Origin of the sequence: Sphingomonas sp. JUb134 (genome assembly GCF_004341505.2) — a bacterium.
Lineage (GTDB): Bacteria > Pseudomonadota > Alphaproteobacteria > Sphingomonadales > Sphingomonadaceae > Sphingomonas.
The window spans coordinates 150585-170948 of record NZ_SLYP02000003.1; the positions used below are offsets into that span (position 1 = coordinate 150585).

Here is a 20364-nt window from a genome sequence, read left to right on the forward strand (position 1 = left end):
TCGGGTAACACTGCACAACCTGTATGACAATAGAGGCGAAGTGGTCGGGCAGTTCGCGGCAGTAGTTCTCTTACTAGAATGTAGGGTTCAACTGACCAATGTTAGCGAAACCATAGACCTTGATCAGACGGCGCGACGTGCAAAGGCGCGTCGGCGTTGCGCGGTCTCGGCACGGACGCGTTCGACCGCCTCGGCTTCGTTGAGATGGAGCAGGTGGTCGATCACGCGCGTCAGATGATCACGCATGGCGAGTCTCGCCTCGGCCGGATTGCGCGCTTCCAGCGCGCGCAGGATGCGACCGTGCTCCTCGAGACGCTCCTTCGTGCCCAGGCTGCCAGCCTTGCGCAGCACCTCGCGCGCGAGCGGCGACCGGAAGCGCAGGTCCCAAAAGTCGGTCACCGCGGAGATGATGACGGCGTTGCCCGTCGCCTCGGCGATGCCGATGTGGAAGCGGCGGTCTGCGTCCTCAGCCGCGGCCACGTCCTCCTGCGCCATCTCAGCGACAAGCGCGCGCAGCTGCGCCAGCTGGGCGTCGTCGATCTCCGTTGCCGCCACCGCCGCGACTTCCCCCTCTACAAGGCGGCGCGCCTCGATGATCTCAAACGCGCCGATGTCATATTCCTCGCCTGCCTCGTCGGTCGTCGAGGCGAGGACAAACACGCCCGACCCCTTTCGCGCTTCGACCAGGCCCTGCATCTCCAGCGCGATCATCGCCTCGCGAATGGTCGGCCGACTCACCCCGAAGCGTTCCGTGAGGTCCCGCTCGGCAGGAAGGCGCGATCCGATGGGGAAGACGCCAGCTCCGATGTCCGCGATGATGGCCTGCACGATCTTCCGATACAGCTTGCCGCCATTGTTGCCTGACATGTTTATTCCCGATCTCTAACTGCGCGCGATCCGACACCGCTTCCGCGTCGGCCTTCCCGCATGAAGTCGCGCTGCGTCAACCCCTTGGACGCTCTGACGGTACAAGCACTCCCTTAAAATGTCTGACAGCCTCTTGCATGTGGCCGGACCGCCTTTTACGCATGGAGCATAAAGCGCGTGGCAGCGACCGACGCGCGTCCGGGGATGAGGATGATGGCGAAATGAGCGGAAGCGCAATCGCGTCCAGCAGCAAGTCGCGTCGCGCGGTGGGCAAGGCGGTGCTGGCAGCAACCGTCTGGACGACAGCGATGCTGGTCGGCGTCGCGCCACCCCTCGCCTCCCTCCGCGCCGAGACTGCCGAGCCGTGGCGCGACATCACGCCCGACGCCAGCCTGAGGGGCTGGCACAGCACGGGCGGGAATGCGCGCTACACGGTGGTCGGGGGCGAACTGATCGGCGGGGCCGCGCCGGGCAAGGCGAACAGCTGGCTCGTCTCCGACGCCACCTATGGCGACTATATCATGGAGTTCGACGCCAAGACCGATCCGCTGCTCAATTCGGGGGTGATGGTGCGCGGCCAGAGCCGGCCCGATTACCGCAACGGCGTCGTGCACGGCTATCAGGCAGAGATCGATCCGTCGGCGCGGGCATGGAGCGGCGGTCTGTACGATGAACAGCGCCGCCTGTGGCTCTACAGCCTCGGGCGCAACGATCCCGCCCGCAGGACCTTCCGCTCCGGCGACTGGAACCACTACCGGATCGAGGCGATCGGCAACCGTCTGCGGACCTGGGTCAATGGCGTTCCCGCGGCCGACATCGTCGACGACACGGACGCACGCGGCTTCATCGCCTTCCAGGTGCACGCGATCCCCGAGGAGCAGGCACTGAAAGGGCCGGAAGTGCGCTTCCGCAACATCCGCGTGATCACGCAGGCGCCCGCACGCTATGCGCTTCCCGAGAACGCGCTGGAACAGCAAGGATGGCTCGCCAATCAGCTGAGCCCGGGCGAGCGCAAGGCGGGCTGGTCGCTGCTGTGGGACGGCCGCAGCACCAAGGGCTGGCGCAGCATCAAGGGCGACGGCTTTCCGGCGAAAGGCTGGACGATCGCCGACGGAGCCCTTTCGGTCACCGGAGGTGGCGGCGACCTCGCTACTGCGACCCAGTACCGCGACTTCGAGTTGTCCGTCGACTATCGGCTCACCCCCGGCGCGAACAGCGGCATCAAATATCGGGTGGCGCCTGGCACCGGTTCGGTCGGCCTCGAATATCAGCTTCTGGACGATGCACGGCATCCCGATGCCAAGATGGGCCGAGACGGTAATCGCACCCTCGCCGCCCTCTATGACCTGATCGCACCGCAGAATCTCCTCGACCCACCGAACCCGGGGAAGCGGATCAACCCGCCGGGCGAGTGGAACCGCGCGGTGATCGTCGTGCGCGGCAACCATGTCGAGCACTGGCTGAACGGCTTCAAGATGGTCGAGTTCGAACGCGGATCGCCGAAGTTCCGCCAAGCGGTCGCGCAGAGCAAGTTCGCCGGCCAGCAAGGCTTCGGCACCTGGGCCGAGAGCCCGATCCTTTTGCAGGACCACGGCGACCGGGTGGATTTCCGCTCGATCAAGATCCGTCAATTCTAGATCGGGGGGAAGAACGATGCTCGACCGTCGAACGATGATCAAGGGTGCCGGAGCCACGGTGGGCGTGGCGATGTCGGCGCGCAGCTATGGGCGGATCAAGGGAGCGAACGACCGCGTCCATGTCGCCGTCGTGGGCGTGAACGGCCGCGGACAGGCGCACATGAGCGCGTTTTCCAAACTGCCCAATGTTGCCGTCACCTACCTCGTCGATTGCGACAGCGCCGTGCTGGCGAAACGCGCCGCGGCCTCTGCCGAGCGCGGTTTCCCGGTGAAGACGGAGCGAGATTACCGACGCCTGCTCGACCGCAAGGTCGTCGACGTGGTCACCGTCGCAACCCCCGACTTCTCGCACGTGAAGATCGCCACCGACGCCATGGACGCAGGTCACCACGTCTATTGCGAGAAGCCGGTGGGCATCGCTCCCGCAGAGGGCGAGGCGATGATCGCGGTCCAGAAGCGTACCGGACGCAAGCTGCAGATCGGGAACCAGCAGCGTTCCAGTCCCGAGACGCGGCAGCTCGCAGAGCGGATCAAGGCCGGCGAACTCGGCCATGTCTATGAGGCGCAAGCATGGTACGGCATCGCGCGCAAGCCGATCGGGCGCGGCCGGCCAGTGCCGCCCCCTGCCAACCTCGATTGGGACCTGTGGCAAGGTCCGCGGCCGCGCGCGGCGTACCGGTCCAATCTCGTTCCCTACAACTGGCACTGGGTGTGGCAGTACGGAACGGGAGAGATCTGCAACAACGCCATGCACGAGATCGACGTCGCGCGCTGGCTGATGGGCCTCGCCTATCCCAAGGAGGTGGCTGCGCGCGGATCGCGCCAGTTCTTCACCAACGATGACTGGGAAATGTACGATGCGATGGCGCTCGACCTCGCCTATGAGGGCGACCGCATGATCCGCTGGGACGGGCAAAGCGGAAATGCGATGCCGCGCTTCGGCCGCGGTCGCGGCGTGCTGCTGCTCGGTACCAAGGGATCGGCCGTGGTCGACCGGAACGGGTTCGAGATCTACGATCGCGAAGGCAAGCAGACCCGCGCCGTTAGCGCCGCGGCGACATCAGAGACGACCGGCACCGTGGGCGAAGGCGTGCTGGACGTCTACCACGCGGGCAATCTCGTGGACGTGATCCGCGGCAAGGCAGCGTCGCTGAACTCGCCCATCGAAGAGGCGCACATCAGCACCACCATCTGTCACCTCGGCAACATGGCCTATCGCACCAACCGGGCGCTGACCGTGGAGGGAGCGACGGGCCGCCCCTCGAACGCCGAGGCGATGAAGCTGTGGGCGGTCGACTATGAGCCGGGATGGGAACTGAAGGCCTGAGCCGGTGACAATCGAGCCCGGCGTCGTGCGCTTCGCGGCGATGGGAACGCGCGTCGAGCTTCATCGCTTCGACGGCGGCGGGGATGACGCGCTCGCCGCCGCCCGGCGCGCGATCGAGGCGGTAGATGACGCGCTCACGATCCACCGCCCCTCGCCCGCCACGGCCCTGAACGAAGCGCTGCTGTCGGGCCGCTCCGCCCCCGTCGACGACGCGCTGCTGTTCGATGCCTTGGAGGCCGCGGCGGACGGCCATGCCGAGACGGCGGGCTTGTTCGACATCGCAGCAGACGTCCGCACGGGCACGACATGGACCATGGTCGCTTTCGACCCGCTTTCGCGCCGGGTCAGGGCGGACAGGCCTCTGGCGCTCGACTTCGGCGGATTGGGCAAGGGGATCGCGCTCGACCGCGCGACGAGGGTGCTCCGCGACGCCGGGGTAAGCTCCGCGCTGCTTACCTTGGGTGAGAGCTCGATTGCGGTGCTGGGCGAGCACCCGCTGGGCGGAGGCTGGCCGTTCGCGATCCCGCATCCGGAGGATCCGGAGGTCGAGCTGCTGGCGCTGGAGCTTGCCGACAAAGCGCTTTCAATCTCGGCGACCGTGGGCGCCGGAACACGAGCGCCGGAACGCGCCGCGATCATCCGGCCGCATACCCGCGTCCCCGTTGGTGCGCCGCTTTGTGCGGTGGCGGTGGAGTCCAACGGCACCCGCGCCGAGATCATGAGCACCGCGCTGGTCGCTGCCGATAAGGATGCGGCGGAACGCCTTCTTCACGGGCGGTCGAGCTCTCGCTTCCGCTTCGACCTCAGCTCGATCGATTTACCACAGCGCACAAGGACCTTCGCTGCATGACCGACCAAAGCTTTGATTTCACGCGTCGGTCGTTCCTGGATCGCGTGCTGGCGGCCACCGCCGCCGCGGGAGTCGCAGGTGCCGCACCCTGGGCCGTCTCTGCTGCGAACGCCGCCTCCGGCGTGCCAGCTTTAGCCGGCGCGGGCGATCGCGTCCGGCTCGGCGTGATCGGCACCGGCGATCGCGGCCGCGCGCTGATGCGCAACATTGCAAAGACCCGCAACTGCACTGTTGCCGCGGTGTGCGACGTCTATGCTCCCAATTTAGCCAAGGGCCGCGAGATCGCTGGCGCGAGCGTGCCAGCCTTCACCGATCATCGGGCCATGCTCGATGCAGGTGGGCTGGACGCACTGGTGATCGCCACGCCGCTCGACCTGCATGCGCGCCACACCATTGATGGCTTCGATGCCGGGCTGCACGTCTGGTGCGAGAAGGCGATGGCCCGGACGATCGCGGACTGCGGAGCGATGGTCAGCAGGTCCAAGGCGGCGGGCAAGGTGCTGCAGATCGGCCATCAGCGCATGTTCCACCCCACCTACCTGAATGCCTTGAAGCGTGTGAAGGCGGGCGAGATCGGCACGGTCACCCAGATCCGCGCCAGCTGGCACCGCAACAACAGTTGGCGCCGGCCGGTCCCCGCCGGAGCCGACGACCGCCACGTCAACTGGCGGCTGTATCGCGACAGCTCCGCGGGGCTGATGACGGAGCTCGCCACGCACCAGCTACAGGTCGGCAACTGGTTCCTGGACGGGGTGCCGACCCGCGTCATCGGATCCGGCAGCATCTGCTTCTGGAAGGACGGGCGGGAGGTCTATGACCATGTCGCGCTGATCTATGAATACAGCGGCGGGCGGAAGTTCATCTACACCTCGTTGCTGAACAATGCGCGCTACGGCTGCGAGGAGCAGATCCAGGGAAGCAAGGGCACGATCGAGCCCGAACTCGGCCGCATCTATGCCGAGGTGCCGCCGAAGGTGCTCGCGCTCCAGCGCATGCGCCAGGACGTGGCACGCGGACACAAGCGAACCGTGCCGATCGGAGGGGCCACCTGGTTCCCGGAGCTGCCCGTCACCACGCCGGGCGAGTCCCTGGGCTGGGGCGAATATGACGAGACCATGCTCCAGTTCGAGGGCTTCGGCGAGGCGGTCCGTTCCGGCAAGCCGCTGCCCGGGCTGCTTGCACAGGCCTATCAGGCAAGCGTCGCCTCGCTGCTCGGCGAACAGGCGATGGACCGTGGCGAGGCCATGCCCTGGCCGACCGGCCTGGTTGACGTCTGATCCTGCCGACCCTCTGTTGCCAGACTTCCCCTCTGCCCAAGGACTCGCCGTGACCCACACAGACCGCCGCACCCTCCTCGGCCTGGCTGCTGCCGCCGGCCTTTCCGGCCTTGCTGCCGATGCGCTCGCACAGTCCGCCGCCCGCGGCGATGCCCCGACGGAGGGGGCGCCCGCGCGCCCGGCGCCGAAGGCCAAGTATCGCGTGCCATTCGGCGTCATCGGCATGGATCATGGCCACATCTACGCCATCACCGACGCGATGATCCGCGGCGGCGGGGTGCTGACCAGCTTCTACTCGGCCGTGCCGGAACAGGTCGCGACCTTCCGGAAGCGCTACCCCGGTGCGCAGCTCGCCCGTTCGGAAGACGAGATCATCGAGGACCGGCGGATCAAGCTGGTCTGCAGCGCCGCGGTCCCGGCCCTGCGCGCGCCGCTCGGCATCAAGGCGATGCGCGCCGGCAAGGACTTCCTCGGCGACAAGGCCGCGGTCGTCACGCTGGAGCAACTCGCCCAAGTGCGCGCCGCGATCAAGGAAACGGGCAAGAAGTTCGGGATCATGTATTCCGAACGGCTGGAGGTGCCCGCTGCCGTACAGGCCGGACAGCTGGTGCATGACGGCGCCATTGGTCGCGTCCTCCAGACCGTGAACCTGGCGCCGCATCGGCTGGGCGCACCGAACCGCCCGAAATGGTTCTGGGACACGGAGCGTAACGGCGGCATCCTGACCGATATCGGCAGCCACCAGGCAGACCAGTTCGTCTATCTGACCGGCACCAGGCGCGCCGAGGTGATCGCGTCGCAAGTCGGCAACTTCGCCCATCCCGAATACCCGCAGTTCCAGGACTTCGGCGACATGATGCTGCACGGCGACGGCGGCACCGGTTATGTCCGTGTCGACTGGTTCACGCCCGACGGCCTGCCGACCTGGGGCGACGGGCGTCTCTTCATCCTGGGCACCGAAGGCTATATCGAGCTGCGCAAATACGTGGACATCGAGGGGCGGCCCGGCGGCAACCACCTGTTCCTGGCCGACCGCAAGGGCACGCGCTATCTCGACTGCTCCAAGGTGCCGCTTCCCTTTGGCCCGCAGTTCATCACCGACATCGTCGAGCGCACGTCCGTCGCGCAGGACCAGGAAGGCGCGCTGCTGGCAGCCGAGCTGGTGCTGACCGCACAGGCAAAGGCAACCCGCGCCACCAGCGCCTGAGCACCCGGTCCCGCGGCTTCGCCGGCACTACAGGAAGAAGGCAGAAGATGGTGTTGCAAAAAGCTCCCGCCCCCGCGCTTGCCCGTCCTGCCACCAACGTCCGCTGGATCATCTGCGCGCTGCTGTTCCTGGCGACCACCATCAACTATGTGGATCGCCAGATCATCGGCATCCTGAAGCCCACCCTGGAGGTTGAGCTCGGCTGGAGCGAGGTCGACTACGGCAACATCGTGTTCTGGTTCCAGGCTGCCTACGGACTTGGGCTGCTTGCGTGCGGGCCGGTGATCGACCGTATTGGCACGCGGCTCGGCTATGCGGGCGCGATCGGGCTCTGGAGCCTGGCAGCGATGCTGCACGCCCTGGTGCGCACGCCGCTCGGCTTTTCCGGCGCGCGGTTCCTCCTTGGCCTAGGCGAGGCCGCGAACTTCCCTGCGGCGATCAAGACGGTCGCCGAGTGGTTTCCGCGACACGAGCGCGCGCTCGCGGCAGGCATCCTCAATGCGGGTGCCAATGTCGGCGCGATCGCCACGCCGATCGTCGTGCCGCTGCTGACCATCCACTTCGGCTGGGAGGCAGCCTTTGTGGTGACCGGGCTCATCGGCTTTCTGTGGCTCGTCGCGTGGCTCCGCTACTATCGCCAGCCTGCCGCGCACCCTCGGGTGAGCGCATCCGAGCTCGCCTACATCGAAGCCGACGCCGCCACAGAGCCGCAGGCCCGCGTGCCTTGGCGCCGCCTCTTCGGGCAGCGTCCGACCTGGGCCTTCGCCATCGCCAAGTTCCTGACCGATCCGGTCTGGTATCTGTTCCTGTTCTGGCTGCCGGACTTTCTGTCGAAGCAATATCAGCTCGATCTGAAGACGTTCGGCCCCCCGCTGATCGCAATCTATCTGCTGGCCGACGCGGGCAGTGTCGGCGGCGGCTGGCTGTCGTCCGCACTGATGAAGCGGGGGTTCGGCGTCAACGCCGCGCGTAAGCTCGCGCTGCTGGGCTGTGCGCTGTGCGTAATCCCGATCCTCTTCGCCACCGGCGCTTCCCATCTTTGGAGCGCCGTCGCGATCCTGGGTCTCGCCGCGGCGGCGCATCAGGGATGGTCCTCCAACCTCTACGCCGTGGTGTCGGACACGGTGCCGCGCGGCTCTGTCGCATCCGTCATGGGGATCGGCGGTGCTGCGGGGGCGATCGGCGGCATGATCATGGCCCAATATGTGGGCCACGCGCTGGAGTCCTTCGGATCCTATTGGCCGGTGTTCGTCTGGGCGAGCAGCGCCTACCTGATCGCGCTCCTGATCCTCCATCTCCTCCTGCCGCGGATCGGCGAAGCCGAAGCCGGCGCGGAAACCGGGCCCGGTCCGGCTGTGGTGTGAGCCGGGGCGGGGATGTGACCGGCGAATGTCGCGGACCGGGAATGCTCCTGTGCGCCGGCTATACCGCCCTTGCCTATCTGGCGGTCGGGCTTCCCCTCGCAGTGCTGCCGGGCTGGGCGCTGGATCTGGGGTTCGGCCCGGTGGTCGGGGGGCTCCTTGTCTCGGCCCAATATCTGGCGACGGTGGCCAGCCGCCTGCTGGTGGGGCCGATGATCGATCGCTCAGGTCCCCGCCGAGGTGTCGTGCTGGGGTTCCTGTGCTGCGCAGGCGCGGGCATCGCCACCGTGGTAGCCCTGCAGTTCCCCTCACCCGCCGCGGCACTGGCCGTGATGCTGGCCGGCCGGCTTCTGCTGGGAGCAGGCGAAAGCCTGGTCAGCACCAGCGCGATGCTATGGGGGATCGCCCGCATCGGTGCGCCACAGGCCGCGCGGATGATCTCCTGGAACGGCATCGCCACCTATGGAGCGATCGCGGCAGGTGCCCCGCTGGGCGTAGTCCTCAGCGAACGCGGCGGTCTGGTGCTGCTCGGTGCGGCCCTGACGTCGATCGGCATCGCCGGCTGCGCACTCGCGCTGGTCCAGCCGTCGATGCGCGCCCGAGAGGCGGTTCGCATGCCAATACGGAGCGTTTTCGCGCGCGTGTTTCCCTTCGGGGCAGTGCTCGCCCTGGCGACGATCGGGTTCGGAGTGGTGACCGCATTCGTCACCCTCTTCTTTGCGGCGGCCGGATGGCCGGATGGCTGGATGGCCCTTTCCGCCTTTGGCGGCGGTTTTGTCGCCTCCCGGATGCTTTTTGCCGCACGGCTCGAAAGCCGCAGCGGGCTGCGGAGCGCGTCCCGCTTCCTCGCGGTCGAAGCGGCGGGCCTGGCGCTTCTGTACCTGTCCGCCAGCCCCCAGATGGCCGTTGCCGGTGCCGCGATCACAGGGCTCGGCTTTGCGATGATCTTCCCCGCGCTGGGCGTCATCGTGATCGAACAGGTGCCGCCGCAAAGTCGCGGAACGGCGATCGGCACCTTTGCATTGTTCATCGATGCCGCGCTGTGTGCAGCAGGTCCGCTCGCGGGCGCGATCGCCGCACGCTCGAACTACGCCCTTCCCTTCGCCGCAGCGGCCTTTTGCGCGCTCGTCGGCCTGTGGGTCACCATAGGCCTTCAAACTGCCGGGCGGAGGCACGAAGCAGAGCGGGTGACGTGGTGACACGCCCGCGGCGAGGCCGCCCTCGACCGGCGAACCTCTGCGCCTCCTCAGCCCTGCCGGAGCGCGCGCCGGGCCTCCTCCGTCACCGTATACACTGCCTGCCGCTGTGCACCGCGGTTGTGGTGGTCGACGCGATAGCCCTCGTAATGTCGCCGGACGAGCCCAGCGCGCACGAGCTCCGACACCGCCCGACTGACGTTGGTACGGCCCGACTGACGTACGCGCTTGCGCACCTGGCTCTCGATCACGGCCTCCGCCTCTGCCGGGTCGGCGGGCAAGGCGCGCTTGGCCTGCAGCTCCGCACGTACCCTGCCGGCGATCGCGCGCCGCCGCGGATCCCGCTGGGCCACCGGCATCAGCGCGTCGCACAGCCAATCGCGCACCGGCACGCGACGATTGCCTTCCCGCACGAAGGGACCGGCCGAACCCGTCTGCGCGCTCGCCTGGGCGATCAGGTTCAGCACCATGAAGCTGTAGCGCGGGCGCTCGCACAAGGTGGACAGGCGTTCGAGGACGGCAGGCAGGTCCATGGACCGGGCGGGCACCGGCGCTGCCGGCTCTTGAGCCACGGGGACCGTGAAGAGATCGGGCTGGAACATGGGAACATTCCAAGCACACAGCAGCTCCGATGTGAATCCCCCGCGCGGCCCCACCCATGTTTTGACCACGAATGGCACTTTACCCGGGTGAAGTGCCACGAACGGCAGTCAGCATGCCGTCGTTCACGCACCTTGCATCCCCTTCTGACACCGCTTACCAAAGCGCATGCCCATCAAGAGGCAGGGGAGAGGCCGGTGCCGCAATCAACCGCCCAAGCTTGTGATCGTCGGATCCGGTCCGCCGGGGTGGCCGGCACGCGCGCGCCCGTTGCAGCACGCCCGTCCGAAGCGTACCGCTGTCTCCACGCGCTCGGCGCCCCCTCGTTCGCCCGCCTTTCCGCTGCGCACCGCGCCGCCTGACGTTCCAAGAGGAGCCACCATGTTCGAACGCACCTATTACGCCACCCACCCCGACATGATGGAGTGCGTCTCCAACGAGGAACTGCGCGACCGCTATCTCATCCAGGGGCTGTTCCGCGAGGGTGAGTGCGTGCTCAACTATACCCATGCCGACCGCTTCGTGATCGGCGGGGTCGCCCCAGGCGCCGAGCCCGTGAAGCTGCCGGCTCAGACGGAGCCCGCGTCTGCCGCCGGCCATCCCTTCCTGGAGCGCCGCGAGCTCGCGATCGTCAACATCGGCAAGACCGAAGGCATCGTCACCGTCGACGGCGAGACCTTCACGCTCGGCAACAAGGACTGCCTCTACGTCACGATGGGGGCAAAGGAGGTCGTGTTCGCCGGTCAGGGCGCACGCTATTATCTGGCGTCCTGCCCCGCCCACAAGGAATTCCAGACCCGCAAGCTCGGCATCGCCGACGCGAAGGCGCTGGAGCGCGGCAGCCTGGAGGAATCCAACGAGCGCACCATCTATCAGCTCGTCATCCCCGGCGTGTGCGACAGCGCGCAGCTGGTGATGGGCCTGACGGTGCTCAAGCCTGGCAGCGTGTGGAACACCATGCCCCCGCACATCCATGAGCGCCGCAGCGAGATCTATTGCTACTTCGAACTCGACAATCCCGACACCGATCGCGTCATGCACTTCATGGGTGAGGGCGAAGCGATGCGCCACATCGTCGCCGCCAACGAAGAAGTCGTGATCTCGCCGCCCTGGTCGATCCACATGGGCGCGGGCACCAAGGCCTATGCCTTCATCTGGGCGATGGCGGGCGAGAACCAGGACTATACCGACATGAACGTGCTGGACATCTGCCAGCTGGCGTAACTTCCTATGCTCCCCTCCCTGGAAGGGAGGGGCTGGGGGTGGGTTCCGAGCCGCCAGGCTCGGCTCTCTCCGCCAGCCAAGAGCGCGCCGCTTCGCGACGCGCACCCACCCCCGACCCCTCCCTTCCAGGGAGGGGAGGAGTTGCAAATGACGAATTTCTTCGATCTTTCCGGCAAGGTGGCGGTCGTCACCGGCGCCAACACCGGTATCGGCCAGGCGATCGCCCTCGCGCTTGCAGAAGCCGGCGCCGATATCGCTGCGGTCGGCCGCACCCCGGCCGAGGACACCGTCGCCAAGGCGCGCGCGCTCGGCCGCAGGGCAGAGATCGTCTCGGCGGATCTTTCCACGATCGAGCCGCTCGGGCGCGTGATCGAGGAGACGGTGGCAAAGCTCGGCGGCCTCCATATCCTCGTCAACAATGCCGGCATCATCCGCCGCGCCGACGCGGTCGACTTCACCGAGGAGGATTGGGACGCGGTGATCGACACCAACCTCAAGTCGGTGTTCTTCCTCTGCCAGGCGGCCGGCCGCCACATGATCGCCAATGGCGGCGGCAAGGTCATCAACATCGCCTCGATGCTGACCTTCCAGGGCGGCATTCGCGTGCCGAGCTATACCGCATCCAAGTCGGGCATCGGTGGCCTCACCAAGCTGCTCGCCAACGAATGGGCGGCCAAGGGCATCAACGTGAACGCGATCGCACCGGGCTACATCGCGACCAACAACACCGCCGCACTCCAGGCGGACGAAGCCCGCAACAAGTCGATCCTCGATCGCATCCCTGCGGGACGTTGGGGCGATCCTTCCGATCTCGGCGGCGCCGCCGTGTTCCTCGCGAGCCGAGCCGCCGACTACGTCCAGGGCCACATCCTCGCCGTCGACGGCGGATGGCTGGCTCGCTGATGACGACGCAGCGCCTGCTCGCCTTTGGCGAAATCATGTACCGCATGTCCCCGCCGGGACGGGAACTGCTGCTCCAGACGCCCAAGCTCGACCTGTGGGTCGCAGGCGCCGAGGCCAATGTCGCGACCGCGCTCGCCCGCCTCGGCCACGACGTGGCCTTTGCGAGCCGCCTTCCCGACAACGATCTCGGCCGCGCCGCGATCAGCACCCTGCGCGGGTATGGCGTGGACACGCGCGGCATCCAGCTCGGCGGCGAGCGCATGGGGCTGTATTTCGTCACCTCAGGCGCGGGCATGCGCGCGACCGAAGTCATCTACGACCGCGCCCATTCGGCCTTTGCCGAGGCACCAGCCGAAGCCTGGGATTGGGACACGCTGCTCGACGGCGTCGACCGGCTCCACCTGTCGGGCATCACCCCGGCGCTCGGCCCCGTGCCCGCCGAGAGCGCGCTTGCCGCCGTCCGCGCAGCGGCCGCGCGTGGCATCGCCATCTCGTTCGACGGCAATTATCGCGTCAAGCTCTGGGAGCGCTGGGACTCCGATCCGCGCACCATCCTCACCGAGCTGGTTTCCCATGCCGACCTGATGTTCGGCAACCACCTCGACATCGCGCTGCTGCTCGACCGCACATTCTCGAGCAATGCCGAGGAGCGCCGGCGCGAGGCCGCCGAAGCCGCGTTCGCCGCCTTCCCCAAGCTCCAGATGATCGCGTCGACCGCCCGCCATGTCGAGCATGTCGACCTCCACCGGCTCTCCGCGCGCATCGACGCGCGCGATCGGGCCGCGCAGACGGAGGAGATGGAGCTCGCCGGCATCGTCGACCGCATCGGCGGCGGCGACGCCTTTGCGGCAGGCGTGCTCCACGCGCTGCGCCGCGGCGACGATCTCGACACCGCCGCGCACACCGGCCTCGCTCTCACCGCCCTGAAGCATTCGCTACCGGGCGACGCGAGCATCTTCCGCCAGGCCGATCTCGACGCGTATCTCCAAGGCGGGCTTGATGTCCGCCGCTGACGGCTGGACCCGCCGCGGCGCCCTCACCGGCGTGGCGGCAAGCGGCGCGGCCCTGTGGGCCGTGAACGCGGCAAAGGCCGCCCCGGCCGGCACCGTGCGCGCGCCCGCCGGCGACTTCGTCGGCACCCGCGAGGGCGGTGTCCACGTCTTTCGCGGCATCCGCTACGGCCGGGCCGAACGCTTCCGCGCCGCCGTGCCGGTCGCCCAGCCCGGGACCCGAGTTCTCGCCCAGCGCTTCGGGCCGATCTGCCCGCAAAAGGCCGAAAGTGGCGAGCCCCGGTCCGAGGATTGCCTGTTCCTCAACATCTGGACCGCAGAGCCGCGCGCCGCCGCCAAGAAGCCGGTGATGCTCTACATCCACGGCGGCGCCTATTCGAACGGCAGCGTCACCGATCCGCAGACGCATGGCCATCATCTCGCCGCACGCGGCGACGTGGTGGTGGTGACCGTCAATCACCGCCTCAACGCCTTCGGCTATCTCTACCTGGCGCGCCTCGACCCGCGCTTCGCCGACAGCGGCAACCTCGGCCAGCTCGACCTGATCCTCGCCCTGCAATGGGTGCGCGACAACATCGCCGCCTTTGGGGGCGATCCGAACTGCGTGATGGTATTCGGCCAGTCCGGCGGCGGCGCCAAGATCGCCACGATGATGGCGATGCCGGCGGCCAAGGGCCTGTTCCACCGCGCCGCAACCATGAGCGGACAGCAGGTCACCGCCTCTGGGCCGCTGAACGCCACTGCCCGCACCCGCGCCTATCTGCAGCGGCTCGGCGTGACGGAAACCAATCTTGAGCCGCTGCTGGCGATGCCTACCGAACGGCTCGTGGACGCCCTCGACGCGACCGACCCAATTCTGGGCGGCGGCGTCTATTTCGGCCCGGTGCTCGACATGAGGTGGCTGACCCGCCACCCCTTCTGGCCCGGCGCCCATCCGCAGGGCCTCGCCATCCCGATGCTGCTCGGCAACACGCATGACGAGACCCGCGCCTTCCTCAGCCCGGACAGTCCCAAGGTGCAGGGGCTCACCTGGGACAATGTCGCCGATCGCATCGCACCCGAGCTGCGCATCGACATTCTGCCCGAATGGGTCGTCGCGCAATATCGTGGGCGTTTCCCGGACTGGACGCCCACCCAGGTCTTCTACGACGCCACCACCTGCGGGCGCAGCTGGCGCGGCCAGGTGATCGAGGCGGAGGAACGCGCGCGTGCCGGCGTCCCGGGCTGGGTCTATCAGCTCGACTTCGGCTCGCGCACCGATCCCAGGCGGGGCGCCTTTCACACCATGGATATCCCGCTCGCGTTCGGCACGCTCGATGCCCAAGGGGCGCAGACCGGCACCGCCGCGGATGCGCGCACCGCCTCGGCAGCCATCCAGGAGAGCTTCGTCGCCTTCACAAAGACGGGTGACCCGAACCATGCCGGGTTGCCCCACTGGCCGCGCTACGATCTGGCGACGCGCAGTACGATGGTTTTCGACACCCACTCGCGCGTGGAGAACGACCCCCGCCGCTGGCAGCGGGAGCTGTTCGCCCGCGTTCCCTACATCCAGCCGGGCACCTGAAATCCACCATGTGGCAGACGGTTGACACCGGTTCCGATCGGCCGCATGTCTATGACACCGGTTACTAGACCAGAACAGGCCGGTTGAACGACGCGCCAGACAAGCGTCGGATCGAGAGGATGTCGGACGCGGGCCTGTCGCCCGCCCTACCGAGCCGTGCGTGATACAGCGTGTCAGGAATCGTTGCCGATGCCAGACGTCGGCCGTGAGGGGAGAGATTTCGCATGACTATGTCCCGTCGTACGTGCCGCGGATCGTTGCGCCTGGCCGGCGTTTCGCTCGGCGCGATGTCCGCCGCACTGCTGCTTCCGCAGGCGGCCCTCGCCCAAGCCGCCGAGGTCCCGGAGACGGTCGCACCCGGCACCCCGGCGCAGCAGGATCCGTCGCCAGCCCAGACCGCGATCGTGCCGGTCGATCAGGCCACGCCCGACCCCGCTGCCCAGGTCGCATCGCCCGAAGCAGACACGGGAGGCGACATCGTCGTCACCGGCTTTCGCCAGTCGCTAGGCGCCGCGATCGCGCTGAAACGCAACACCGTCTCCTCGGTCGATGCGATCGTGGCGGAAGACATCGCCAAGTTCCCCGACCAGAACCTCGCCGAGTCGCTGCAGCGCATCCCCGGCATCTCGATCCAGCGCGATGCCGGCGAAGGCCGCGCGATCACCGTGCGCGGTCTCGGCGCCCAGTTCACTCGCGTCCGCGTCAATGGGCTCGAGACGGTCGCCACCTCCACCGACGGCGCCAGTTCCAACCGTGACCGCGCCTTCGACTTCAACGTGTTCGCGTCGGAGCTCTTCAACTCGATCGTCGTCCACAAGACCGCGGAGGCGTCGCTCGACGAAGGGTCGCTCGGCGCCGTGGTCGATCTCAACACGGGCAACCCGCTGGCCGGCAAGACCGGCGTCACCTTCGTGGCCTCGGGGCAGGCGTCGTACAACGATCTTTCGGAGAACTGGGGCCCGCGTCTCGCCGGCCTGCTCTCGTACAAGAACGACGCCGGTACCTTCGGCGTCGCGATCTCGGGTGCGTACCAGAGCACCAACAATTTCGAACTCGGCAACAACACCGTGCGTTGGGCCCAGGGCGTGTTCGATTCGGTCGACGGCACCCCCTGCTTCTCGCAGCCGAACCGGGGCGGCACCTATGTCGGCACCCCGGGCGGCGTCTGCGACCAGGTCGCGCTCGCCTTCCACCCGCGCATCCCGCGCTACGGCTCGGTCCGTCATGATCGAGAGCGCCTGGGCCTGACCGGCAGCGTCCAGTGGGCGCCGACCGACGCAACCAAGGTCTCGATCGACGCGCTCTATTCGCGCTTCAAGGAAACTCGCGAGGAGAAGTGGGGCGAAGTGCTGCTGCGCTCCAACGAGCGCCAGATGAACGTCCGCGACTATACGATCGACGACAACAACAACCTGATTTCCGCAACGATCGACGACGCCTGGGTGCGCACCGAGCATTATCTTCGCGAGTCGCAGACCGAATTCTACCAGATCGGCGGCAGCTGGGATCAGGATGTCAGCGACACGTTCCGGTTTACGCTGATGGGCGGCTATTCCAAATCCAACGCCACCATCCCGGTCGAGACCACCTTCGTGTTCGACGATCGCGACGCGCAGGGCTTCAGCTACGACTATACCAACATGAAGCGCCCGGTGATCAGCTTCGGCACCAGCGTCACCGATCCGGCCAACTTCCAGCTCTCGGAAATCCGTGACCGCCCGTCCAAGACGGTCAACGACTTCCGCACCGTCCAGCTGCGCACCGAGTGGGACGTGACGGAGGGGCTGAAGATCAAGTCGGGGGCGATGTACCGCCGCTTCTCGTTCGATACCCAGGGCTTCTCGCGCGATGCGGTGGTCTGTCCGAATGCCGGCGGCACCGACGTGGTGCTCGGCACCATCACCTGCACGCCCAACAGCAACATCGGCCCGACGGCGGTGTACGGCTTCCCGGCAGGAAACCTCGGCGAGCTGTTCAACCTGGGCAAGGCCGGTCAGCCCGGCGGCACCACCACCGAGTTCCTGATCCCGAACATCGATGCAGCGGCGAACTACACCGGCCTCTATGATCGCACCGCCAATGTGCTGGTCGGGGACACCCGCAGCGTCTCCGAGGAAGTGACCGGCGGCTATGTCCAGTTCGACATGGAAGGCGACCTGTTCGGCCTCCGCTACGCGGCCAACGCTGGCATGCGCTATGCACACACCGCGCAGAAGTCGACCGGCCTGACCTCGGCTACTGCGGGCGGCGTCACCACCAACACGCCAGTGACCGTCGAGCGCAGCTATGACGACTGGCTGCCGGCGATCAACGTCGCGCTGTTCCCGCATGAGGACATCGTCCTGCGCGGCGCCATTTCGAAGGTCATCACCCGGCCTTCGCTGGGCAGCCTGACGCCCGGAGGCTCGGTCGACGGCTTCAACTACCGCGTCAACTTCGGCAATCCGCAGCTCGATCCGTTCCGCGCCACCTCCTTCGATCTGTCGGCCGAATATTATTTCGCGCCCCAGTCGCTGTTCTCGGTCGCGCTGTTCAAGAAGAACATCGCCAGCTTCCCGGTCTCCGGCACCCGCAGCGGCACCTTCGCGTCGACGGGCCTGCCGCTCAGCGTGATCCCGGCGAGCTCGCCGGCCGCCCAGGCGCCGGAAGGCCAGCTGTGGCAGATCAGCGGCCCGGTGAACGGCGAAGGCGCGTCGCTGAAGGGCATGGAAATCTCGCTCCAGGCGAGCTTCACCTTCCTGCCGGGCTTCCTCAAGAACTTCGGCTTCCTCGCCAACGCCACCTTCGTCGACTCCAGCGCCAGCTACTCGCAGGGTGGTCCGGCGACCGAGGTGATCCAGCCTGGCGTCAGCCCGACCGGCGCACCCATCCCCGGCGGCACCCTCGGCGCGCTTCCCAACACCACCCGGGACGCGACGCTCTACGGCCTGTCGAAGCGCGCCTACAACGGCACGCTCTACTATGAGGATGCGAAGTTCTCCGCGCGCGCGTCGGTCAGCTATCGCAGCCCGTACATCGACGGCGCCTCGGCGACCGGCAACCTGTTCGAAGGCTATGACGAGACGGTCAACGTCGACGCATCGCTGCGCTACAAGGTCACGCCGAGCTTCGAACTGTCGCTGGAAGGCACCAACCTGACCGACGAATATCGCGATCGGTGGGTCGATATCGACGCAAAGCGCAACTACGAGTCCAACCACTTCGGGCGGACATTCCTGATCGGCGGCCGGTTCAAGATGTAGGTCGTCCCGGGCGCCCCGCTCTCCTCCCTTGGGGCGCCCTTCTTTTCTTCCGCGGGAATTCTGCATGATCGATCGGCGACAGACGCTGGCCGCGCTCGGCTCCGTGATGGCCGCGGCCGCCGCAGGCTCCGCGCGGGCCCAGCAACCCACCCCGCCGGCCCGTGGCACGTCCCCCGATCCCACTGAGATTCTCGAGCTGTGGCCGAACGGCGCTCCCGGCGCCCCTGCCACGCTGCCGGTCGAGCGGATCGAGGAACGCAGCAAGGATCCCGCCCTTTCCGACCGCGCCGTGACCGGCACCCACCGGCCGCGCCTCGTCGTGTTCCGCCCGCGCAAGCCCAACGGATCGGCGCTGATGGTCGCGCCCGGCGGCGGCTATGTCCGCGTCGTCCTCGACAAGGAGGGCTTCGAGATCGGCCGGTGGCTCGCAGAGCGGGGGTGGACCGTGTTCGTGCTCTTCTACCGCCTGCCAGGCGATGGTTGGGCGGCGGGTCCCGACACCCCGCTCCAGGACAGCCAACGGGCGATACGCCTCATCCGCTCGCGTGCGCAGAGCTACGGCATCCGTCCGGATCGCGTCGCCGCGATGGGCTTTTCCGCCGGCGGCCACGTCTGCGGCGACCTCGCCACCCGATACCACGCGCGCGTCTATGCGCCGGTGGATGCCGCGGACCGGCTGAGCGCCCGTCCCGACATTGCCGCCCCCATCTACGCCGTGCAGTCGATGCGCCTCCCCGTCGCCCACGGCGGATCGCGCACGCAGCTGCTTGGCACCCACCCCACGCCGGCGCTCGAAGCTGCGCACAGCCCCGAGGACAGCGTCCGTGCCACCACCCCGCCCTGCTTCCTGGTCCATGCCGAGGATGACGCGACGGTGCCGGTCGAAAACAGCCTCGCGCTGCGCGCCGCTCTCAAGCGCGCGGGCGTACCGGTCGAGACGCACCTGTTTACCGAGGGCGGCCACGGCTTCGGCATCCGCGGTGCGGCGGGCAAGCCGGCGGGGATCTGGCCCGAACTGTTCGCGCGCTGGGCCAAGACCCACGGCTTCGGCTGAACGCGAACCGGTGTCGCTGACACCGCTATCAGATTTGGATTGGAGGAGCTCCAGGTGGCGACCGTATTGCAGCAGAATATCGAACGCATCGCCGATACCTTCGTGCGAGCGCGCCGTGAGGGCATGGCGATCGTCGACTATCCCGGCACCATCCCCGCTGCGCTGGCAGAGGCCTATGCGGTGCAGGACCGCGCCCTCGCGCTCGACGGCCGCCGCGTCGCGGGGTGGAAGGTCGGCAAGATCGACCCGCCGATCGAGGGCGTGAACCGCCTCGCCGGCCCGATCTTTGCCGACCAGATCGTCACCGCCGCGGGCGCCGGAACGCCGGTCGCCATGCCGGTATTCCGCGGCGGCTTCGCCGCAGCCGAGGCCGAGTTCCTGCTGCGCGTGGGCACCGCGCCCGATCCCGCAAAGCTCCACTATACGATGGAGGAGGCGATCGACCTGATCGACGCCGTCCACGCCGGCATCGAGATCGCCAGCTCTCCCTTTCCCGGCATCAACGCGCTCGGTGCTACCGTCACCATCTCCGACTATGGCAACAACAACGGCCTGGTGATCGGCCCGGCGATCGACAACTGGCGCGACGCCAACATCACGGACTGGCCGGTCGAGCTCACCATCGACGGCGCCCCGATCGGCGCCGCCACCGCCGCCGCCATGCTTGACGGACCCTTCGGCGCGGCGCGTTTCCTGTTCGAGCTGCTCGCCGCCCGCGGCATCGCGCTCCAGCCGGGCGACTGGATCTCGTCCGGGGCCGTCACCGGCGTCCACCAGGTGTCGCTCGGCGCGCGCGTCGACGTCCGCTTCGACAATCGCCTCGCCACCGCCTGCACCATCGTGGCGCGGTGACGATCCCCAACCACGCCATGCTGCCGTACCCCGGTGACGGCCGGGGTACAGTTGCGGTGCGGGTGGGGTTGGGGCTCGCCTCTCGGGGGCCTTCCCAACTGGACCCCGGCCTCCGCCGGGGTACAAGTCCAGCTGCCGCCTTCCGCCTCCTGCCCTAGCCGTCGACCGCACACCCAATGCCCGCCACCGGCCA

The 20364-nt window shown here is 67.8% G+C and carries 16 protein-coding genes; 14 read left to right on the forward strand and 2 right to left on the reverse strand.

The window, feature by feature from the left end; genetic code table 11:
- Positions 1-123 precede the first annotated feature (123 nt).
- Complete coding sequence (locus EDF69_RS18965; RefSeq protein ID WP_132883701.1) at positions 124-867, reverse strand: FadR/GntR family transcriptional regulator; 744 nt, start codon at positions 865-867, stop codon at positions 124-126.
- Positions 868-1088: 221 nt separating this feature from the next.
- Between EDF69_RS18965 and EDF69_RS18970 the strand changes: the two genes are divergently transcribed.
- Genes EDF69_RS18970 through EDF69_RS19000 form a run of 7 tightly spaced genes read left to right on the forward strand, consistent with a single transcriptional unit; the run spans position 1089 to position 9725 of the window.
- Positions 1089-2504 carry a 3-keto-disaccharide hydrolase gene (locus EDF69_RS18970; protein ID WP_239556292.1) on the forward strand — a complete coding sequence of 472 codons (1416 nt, stop codon included), beginning with the start codon at positions 1089-1091 and terminating at the stop codon, positions 2502-2504.
- 16 nt (positions 2505-2520) lie between these two features.
- Entirely contained in the window at positions 2521-3831 is a 1311-nt protein-coding gene (locus EDF69_RS18975; protein ID WP_132883700.1) for a Gfo/Idh/MocA family protein, read from the forward strand.
- A 4-nt stretch (positions 3832-3835) separates the two neighbouring features.
- Entirely contained in the window at positions 3836-4681 is an 846-nt protein-coding gene (locus tag EDF69_RS18980) for an FAD:protein FMN transferase (protein WP_132883699.1), read from the forward strand.
- The gene (locus EDF69_RS18985) at positions 4678-5958 is read left to right on the forward strand and encodes a Gfo/Idh/MocA family protein (protein WP_132883698.1); all 1281 of its coding nucleotides are present in this window, start codon (positions 4678-4680) and stop codon (positions 5956-5958) included. Before EDF69_RS18980 ends, EDF69_RS18985 begins: the two co-directional genes overlap by 4 nt.
- Positions 5959-6007: 49 nt before the next feature.
- Entirely contained in the window at positions 6008-7165 is a 1158-nt protein-coding gene (locus EDF69_RS18990) for a Gfo/Idh/MocA family protein (protein ID WP_132883697.1), read from the forward strand.
- A gap of 47 nt (positions 7166-7212) precedes the next feature.
- Positions 7213-8529 carry an MFS transporter gene (locus EDF69_RS18995; protein ID WP_132883696.1) on the forward strand — a complete coding sequence of 439 codons (1317 nt, stop codon included), beginning with the start codon at positions 7213-7215 and terminating at the stop codon, positions 8527-8529.
- Between the two features lie 47 nt (positions 8530-8576).
- Complete coding sequence (locus EDF69_RS19000; protein ID WP_425336701.1) at positions 8577-9725, forward strand: MFS transporter; 1149 nt, start codon at positions 8577-8579, stop codon at positions 9723-9725.
- A 47-nt stretch (positions 9726-9772) separates the two neighbouring features.
- Here the strand turns inward: EDF69_RS19000 and EDF69_RS19005 are convergent, their stop codons facing one another.
- Positions 9773-10324, reverse strand: a complete 552-nt coding sequence (locus tag EDF69_RS19005) for a hypothetical protein (protein WP_132883694.1) — start codon at positions 10322-10324, stop codon at positions 9773-9775.
- Between the two features lie 379 nt (positions 10325-10703).
- On the opposite strand from EDF69_RS19005, the gene kduI reads away from it, so the two are divergent.
- The 7 genes from kduI to EDF69_RS19040 all read left to right on the forward strand — a co-directional run bounded on the left by kduI (position 10704) and on the right by EDF69_RS19040 (position 20171).
- Positions 10704-11546 carry a 5-dehydro-4-deoxy-D-glucuronate isomerase gene (kduI, locus tag EDF69_RS19010; protein WP_132883693.1) on the forward strand — a complete coding sequence of 281 codons (843 nt, stop codon included), beginning with the start codon at positions 10704-10706 and terminating at the stop codon, positions 11544-11546.
- A 147-nt stretch (positions 11547-11693) separates the two neighbouring features.
- Positions 11694-12449 carry a 2-dehydro-3-deoxy-D-gluconate 5-dehydrogenase KduD gene (kduD, locus tag EDF69_RS19015; RefSeq protein WP_132883692.1) on the forward strand — a complete coding sequence of 252 codons (756 nt, stop codon included), beginning with the start codon at positions 11694-11696 and terminating at the stop codon, positions 12447-12449.
- The gene (locus EDF69_RS19020) at positions 12449-13462 is read left to right on the forward strand and encodes a PfkB family carbohydrate kinase (RefSeq protein WP_132883691.1); all 1014 of its coding nucleotides are present in this window, start codon (positions 12449-12451) and stop codon (positions 13460-13462) included. Before kduD ends, EDF69_RS19020 begins: the two co-directional genes overlap by 1 nt.
- Positions 13449-15023 (forward strand): carboxylesterase/lipase family protein, encoded by a 1575-nt coding sequence (locus tag EDF69_RS19025; protein ID WP_132883690.1) that lies wholly within the window; start codon positions 13449-13451, stop codon positions 15021-15023. Before EDF69_RS19020 ends, EDF69_RS19025 begins: the two co-directional genes overlap by 14 nt.
- Positions 15024-15247: 224 nt before the next feature.
- Positions 15248-18265, forward strand: coding sequence for a TonB-dependent receptor (locus EDF69_RS19030; protein ID WP_239556298.1), 3018 nt, complete (start codon positions 15248-15250; stop codon positions 18263-18265).
- A gap of 64 nt (positions 18266-18329) precedes the next feature.
- Positions 18330-19319, forward strand: a complete 990-nt coding sequence (locus tag EDF69_RS19035; RefSeq protein WP_132883689.1) for an alpha/beta hydrolase — start codon at positions 18330-18332, stop codon at positions 19317-19319.
- A gap of 123 nt (positions 19320-19442) precedes the next feature.
- The gene (locus tag EDF69_RS19040) at positions 19443-20171 is read left to right on the forward strand and encodes a 2-keto-4-pentenoate hydratase (RefSeq protein ID WP_132883715.1); all 729 of its coding nucleotides are present in this window, start codon (positions 19443-19445) and stop codon (positions 20169-20171) included.
- Positions 20172-20364 lie beyond the last annotated feature (193 nt).

What these genes read in the sequence shown, in the direction of transcription:
- EDF69_RS19030 (WP_239556298.1), top strand. Translation starts at nt 15,248, where the DNA reads ATGACTATGTCCCGTCGTACGTGCCGCGGATCGTTGCGCCTGGCCGGC.
- EDF69_RS19040 (WP_132883715.1), top strand. Translation starts at nt 19,443, where the DNA reads ATGGCGATCGTCGACTATCCCGGCACCATCCCCGCTGCGCTGGCAGAG.
- EDF69_RS19025 (WP_132883690.1), top strand. Translation starts at nt 13,449, where the DNA reads ATGTCCGCCGCTGACGGCTGGACCCGCCGCGGCGCCCTCACCGGCGTG.
- EDF69_RS18995 (WP_132883696.1), top strand. Translation starts at nt 7,213, where the DNA reads ATGGTGTTGCAAAAAGCTCCCGCCCCCGCGCTTGCCCGTCCTGCCACC.
- EDF69_RS19035 (WP_132883689.1), top strand. Translation starts at nt 18,330, where the DNA reads ATGATCGATCGGCGACAGACGCTGGCCGCGCTCGGCTCCGTGATGGCC.
- EDF69_RS19005 (WP_132883694.1), bottom strand. Translation starts at nt 10,324, where the DNA reads ATGTTCCAGCCCGATCTCTTCACGGTCCCCGTGGCTCAAGAGCCGGCA.
- EDF69_RS18965 (WP_132883701.1), bottom strand. Translation starts at nt 867, where the DNA reads ATGTCAGGCAACAATGGCGGCAAGCTGTATCGGAAGATCGTGCAGGCC.
- EDF69_RS18970 (WP_239556292.1), top strand. Translation starts at nt 1,089, where the DNA reads ATGAGCGGAAGCGCAATCGCGTCCAGCAGCAAGTCGCGTCGCGCGGTG.
- EDF69_RS18985 (WP_132883698.1), top strand. Translation starts at nt 4,678, where the DNA reads ATGACCGACCAAAGCTTTGATTTCACGCGTCGGTCGTTCCTGGATCGC.
- EDF69_RS18975 (WP_132883700.1), top strand. Translation starts at nt 2,521, where the DNA reads ATGCTCGACCGTCGAACGATGATCAAGGGTGCCGGAGCCACGGTGGGC.
- kduD (WP_132883692.1), top strand. Translation starts at nt 11,694, where the DNA reads ATGACGAATTTCTTCGATCTTTCCGGCAAGGTGGCGGTCGTCACCGGC.
- EDF69_RS19020 (WP_132883691.1), top strand. Translation starts at nt 12,449, where the DNA reads ATGACGACGCAGCGCCTGCTCGCCTTTGGCGAAATCATGTACCGCATG.
- kduI (WP_132883693.1), top strand. Translation starts at nt 10,704, where the DNA reads ATGTTCGAACGCACCTATTACGCCACCCACCCCGACATGATGGAGTGC.